The following is a 4,106-nucleotide window of genomic DNA, read 5'->3' as shown; positions in this document are numbered from 1 at the left end:
CCAGCAGGCGTTCTTACGCGCGCTCAAGGTACCAGAGGAGCACTTTATCCACCCATCCCCGTGCTGCTGAATCGATGCCGCTGAAAAATACGACATCGGTGCTGTCACGGGGTGCGGAATGTCCGTTGTGTCCGAAGGTCGTCTCGACCCAGCGCTCGAAGGAGGCGCGCGGTGAGAGCGTCTTGCTTTGGTTGCTGAACACGGCGCCTTTGCGCGGATCCCCCGCCCAATGGACGCTTTGAGGTTGCTCCGGTCGCCACCAGAGGAAGGCGCGCTCGGCATTGCCCTGGCTCTGGCCGGCGCGCACGGCGAGCAATCCACTCGCGCTGGCGGTGAAGTCCCTTGCCGGCTTGTAGTGCTTGGATAAGGCATCTGTCGCGAAGACGGCCTCTCGGTGATGCTCGCGAAGCCACTCATAGAGGGCGCGGACGGCGATAGGCTGGGCCAGGTGCTGATGGTCTCGATCAACGCGCGGGAGGCGACGCTCTGGAGCTTCGCCGCCAGCGGGCATCAGGTGTAGAAGTAGCGTGTGATGTGGAAGAAGATCGGTGCGGCGAAGCAGAGCGAGTCGATGCGGTCCAGCACGCCGCCATGGCCCTCGATCAAGGTGCCGAAGTCCTTGACGCCAAGATCCCGCTTGATGGCGGACATGCACAGGCCGCCGGCGAAGCCGGCGAGGTTGATGACCAGCGCGATCAGCAGCGCCGCCCCGGGGCTGAAGGGCGTTGACCACCAGAGCAGGGCGCCGACGAGGCTGGCGCTGGCGATGCCGCCGATGGTGCCCTCCCAGGTCTTGTTCGGGCTCAGGGCCGGGACGATGCGCCGCCGCCCCACGGTCTTGCCGAAGACGTACTGGAGGACGTCGCTGAGCTGGACCACGACGACCAGAAAGAGCAGCAGCTTGGCGCTCTGGCCCTCGTAGCCCGGAATCTGCAACATCAAGAGCGCGGGGGCGTGACTGACGCAGTAGACCGCGATCATGAGCCCCCACTGGATCTTGGCCGTGCGCGCCAGAAAGTCCGAGGTGTCGCCGGCCAGGGCGGTGCGCACCGGCACGAAGAGGAAGGCGTAGACCGGGATGAAGATGGCGAAGAGCCCGTACCAGGCGTCGTAGACCAGCAGGTACTGGACGGGGACGAAGACGAAGAAGGCCCAGAACAGCGTGCGGTGATCGGCCCTGCGCGTCGGCGTGAGCGTGATCAGCTCGCGCAGCGCCACGAAGGACAGCAGGGCGAAGAGCACCACCGACCCGACCCCGCCGGTCGCCAGGGCCGCCACGAAGACCGCCGTCATCACCCACCAGGACTTGGTGCGGGCGTTGAGATTGGCGACGACCGCGCGGCCGTCGTCGCTGCCGATGCGTCGGGCCAGGATGGTGCCGATGAGGCTCGCCACGGCGAGCAGCCCGACGATTCCGGTCAGCAGCATCAGGATCTGGCTGTCCCAGGTCACACTCATTTCCGATCTCCAAGCGCCGTGAGCGCAAGACGGGCACGCGTCAGGAATGCCTTACGATCCTCGTCGGGCGCGAGTCGAATGCTCAGGCCGAAGTGCGCGCGGCCGATCAGCGGCACCGGAAGCACCTCACCCTTGGGGAGGATGCGACTCAGGTTCTCCAGGAAGACGGGCACCAGCTCGACCTGCGGCCGTTCGCGGGCGACATGGTAGAGCCCGGACCGCAGCTCGCCGATCGCCTGGCCGTCGCCGCGCGTGCCCTCGGGGAAGAGGATCAGGGAGTCGCCCGCATCCAGTGCCGCGATCAGGTGATGCAGGGCGTCACGGCTGCCGCAGCCGCCGGCGCGCTCGACCGGCAGGGCGTTCAGCACCCGCAGCGCCAGCCAGCGGCGCAGGCCGGGCCGGTCCCAATAGTCCGCCGCCGCGACGGGGCGCGTGCGGGCACGCAGCGCCTTGGGCAGGGACGACCAGATCACCAGGGTGTCGAGATGGCTGGAGTGATTGGCGAAGTAGACCCGCTGCGCGCCGTCCTGCCCGGCCGAGGGGTCCTGCCAGTGACCGCGCACGCCGGTGATGAGCCGCGTGACGCCGGCCAGCAGACCAGCCGCGATGGCTTCCTTGCTCATCGGGCCTCCAGCGCCAGGAGGATCGCGCGGGTGCGACGCGCCACCGTGAGGGCGGTGCCCAGCAGGACCACGGCCAGCGTCAGCAGCAGAACCAGGCCTGCAAGCCCGGACGGCGCGCCCAGGGCGGCGAGCAGCAGCCCCAGCGTCATGGCCGCCATGCGATGCGGTTTGGCCATGGGACCCCGGAAGTCTTCCTTCAAACCCAGCGAGCCCCCGAGGGTGCGCACATTGGCCGTGAGCAACGCGAGCAGGGCCGCGGCCCAAGCGATCTCCGGCCCCCATGCATAGCCGGTCAGATAGCCGGTGGGAACGATGAGGAGCGGATCGGCCAGCCGATCGGGGAGTTCGTTGAAGACCGCGCCGGAGCTGGTCGCCAGGCCGCCTTCGACCGCGACCATGCCGTCGAGCATGTTGCAGAGGAGACGCAGCTGGATGCAGGCCGCCGCGACGATCAGCAGGGTCGCGAGCGTCCCCGGAGTCGATGCTTGGGCGGCGCTCATCATGCTTGCAGCACCGGCGAGGGCGAAACCCAGGCTCGCGACCGAGATGGCGTTGGGGGAGACCCCAAGCGCAGACAAGCGCCGCGCGACGGCCCGCGCCCAGGCCGCATTCCGGGTCTTCAAGGGGCGCCGCGCTGGTGTCGATGCTGGCATGGGCTCAGGTCCGGCGTCAGAGGTGGGAGGCGCGCCGAGCATGGATCGAAATCCGACGCCTGGCAAGGGTGCCGAAGTCGGGTTGCCAAGGAGGTGCCGCCGGTTGGGATGACGGACGCTACCAGGCGCGGCGGCGCCTCGATGCACGCAGGGAGATCCAATGGTCAGGCAGATCTCAGGGGTGACGCAGCTCGAGCTGCATCGTCAGAGATACAGCTTGCGATCCCCTCGTTTCCCTGTGTCGCTCCATGTGCTCCAACTCGGTTCGGAAGTGTGATCGCCGTCCCGTCCGCGTCTGACGCGCCGTCCTAAGCTGAAGTCGTCAGGATGGATAGCGGCAGGGTGGCTAGCGAAGGGATGGGAATCCCAGGATTCGATGGAACAGGGCCGCTGCGTTTCAGTGGTCTCGGCGAAAGGGAGCGGGTAGGGGTGTCCGGAGCCAGGCGGTGTCTGTCCAATCGGCGATGGATTCACCAAACAGCGGCATCAGCGAAGGGGAAGGGTTATGTCCTACGTCTATCAGTGGTTTGGAGTCGTGACTGGCTGGGCATTCCTGACCGGATGCATGTTTGGAACGGCATCGCTGGCAACGCGTCAAATGCGCAACGCGCGTATCGCGCCCACCAAGGCAGCGCAGCCCCGCGAGCACAGTGGTCAGTCAGGTTGATCTGCCGCGCTGCCGTTTGGCTTGGCGATAAGCAGGTCGGTTGTCTGTAGGTGGGTCGTCTCTAGGTAGGTCGTCTCTAGTGGTCTAGAGTGAAAGTCCTAATACTGTTTCTGGGCGATCGATGGCATCCTACTCATCTGTCTTGAGTTTCGCCGACGAGTTGATGACACGATGCCACGCTGCACCCCGATTCCCGTTTCCCTCACCGACAAAGAACGTACCCAGTTGGAGGCGTTGGTGCGTCAGCACACCACGGCGCAGCAACTGGCGATCCGAGCCCGAATCATTCTCGCCGCCGACGCCGGCAAGGGGATGCACGAAACGGCCGCCACGTTGCAGGTCAGTCGCTCGTTGGTCCAACGCTGGCGCCGCCGCTGGCGCGAGCGCGCGGATCACCCGGTGCTCGAGCGTCTGAGCGATTGCCCGCGTTCGGGGACACCGCCGACCTTCACCCCCGAGCAGATCTGCGCCATCATCGCCCTGGCGTGCGAGCCTGCGGTCCGCGAAGGGGTGAAGCTGACGCGCTGGACCCATGCGGACTTGGCCGAAGAGGCCAAGGCGCGCGGGATCGTCGAAGACATCTCCGCGCACTCCATCGGACGCTTCTTACGCGAGATCGATCTCAAGCCGCATCGCGTACAGGGCTGGATCAACACCCCGCGCGATGGTGATTTCGCCAAGCGCTGTCGCGATGTCTGCGAGACC

5 protein-coding genes are annotated in these 4,106 nt (G+C 66.5%); 1 reads left to right on the top strand and 4 read right to left on the bottom strand.

From position 1 onward, the window contains the following. Nucleotides 1-13: 13 nt before the first annotated feature. The 4 genes from CKO23_RS23950 to CKO23_RS23935 are packed head-to-tail and all read right to left on the bottom strand — an operon-like array spanning nt 14 to nt 2,734. Nucleotides 14-511: a hypothetical protein gene (locus CKO23_RS23950; RefSeq protein ID WP_200335902.1), complete on the bottom strand. Its 498-nt coding sequence runs from the start codon at nt 509-511 to the stop codon at nt 14-16. Continuing rightward, nucleotides 511-1,458 carry a phosphatidate cytidylyltransferase gene (locus CKO23_RS23945; RefSeq protein ID WP_200335901.1) on the bottom strand — a complete coding sequence of 316 codons (948 nt, stop codon included), beginning with the start codon at nt 1,456-1,458 and terminating at the stop codon, nt 511-513. Before CKO23_RS23945 ends, CKO23_RS23950 begins: the two co-directional genes overlap by 1 nt. After that, a complete protein-coding gene (locus CKO23_RS23940; protein WP_200335900.1) occupies nt 1,455-2,081 on the bottom strand; it encodes a lysophospholipid acyltransferase family protein in 627 nt (208 codons plus the stop codon). The genes CKO23_RS23945 and CKO23_RS23940 overlap by 4 nt, the downstream gene beginning before the upstream one ends. After that, nucleotides 2,078-2,734 carry a CDP-alcohol phosphatidyltransferase family protein gene (locus tag CKO23_RS23935; RefSeq protein ID WP_200335899.1) on the bottom strand — a complete coding sequence of 219 codons (657 nt, stop codon included), beginning with the start codon at nt 2,732-2,734 and terminating at the stop codon, nt 2,078-2,080. The genes CKO23_RS23940 and CKO23_RS23935 overlap by 4 nt, the downstream gene beginning before the upstream one ends. Nucleotides 2,735-3,572: 838 nt before the next feature. Here CKO23_RS23935 and CKO23_RS23930 point away from each other — a divergent pair. Beyond that, nucleotides 3,573-4,106, top strand: a 534-nt coding sequence (locus CKO23_RS23930; RefSeq protein WP_242482700.1) for a helix-turn-helix domain-containing protein, incomplete at its 3' end; no start/stop codon positions are given.

Source organism: Thiocystis violacea (assembly GCF_016583565.1).
Classification (GTDB): Bacteria; Pseudomonadota; Gammaproteobacteria; order Chromatiales; family Chromatiaceae; genus Thiorhodococcus; species Thiorhodococcus violaceus_A.
This window is presented reverse-complemented; position numbering and strand designations above follow the sequence as displayed.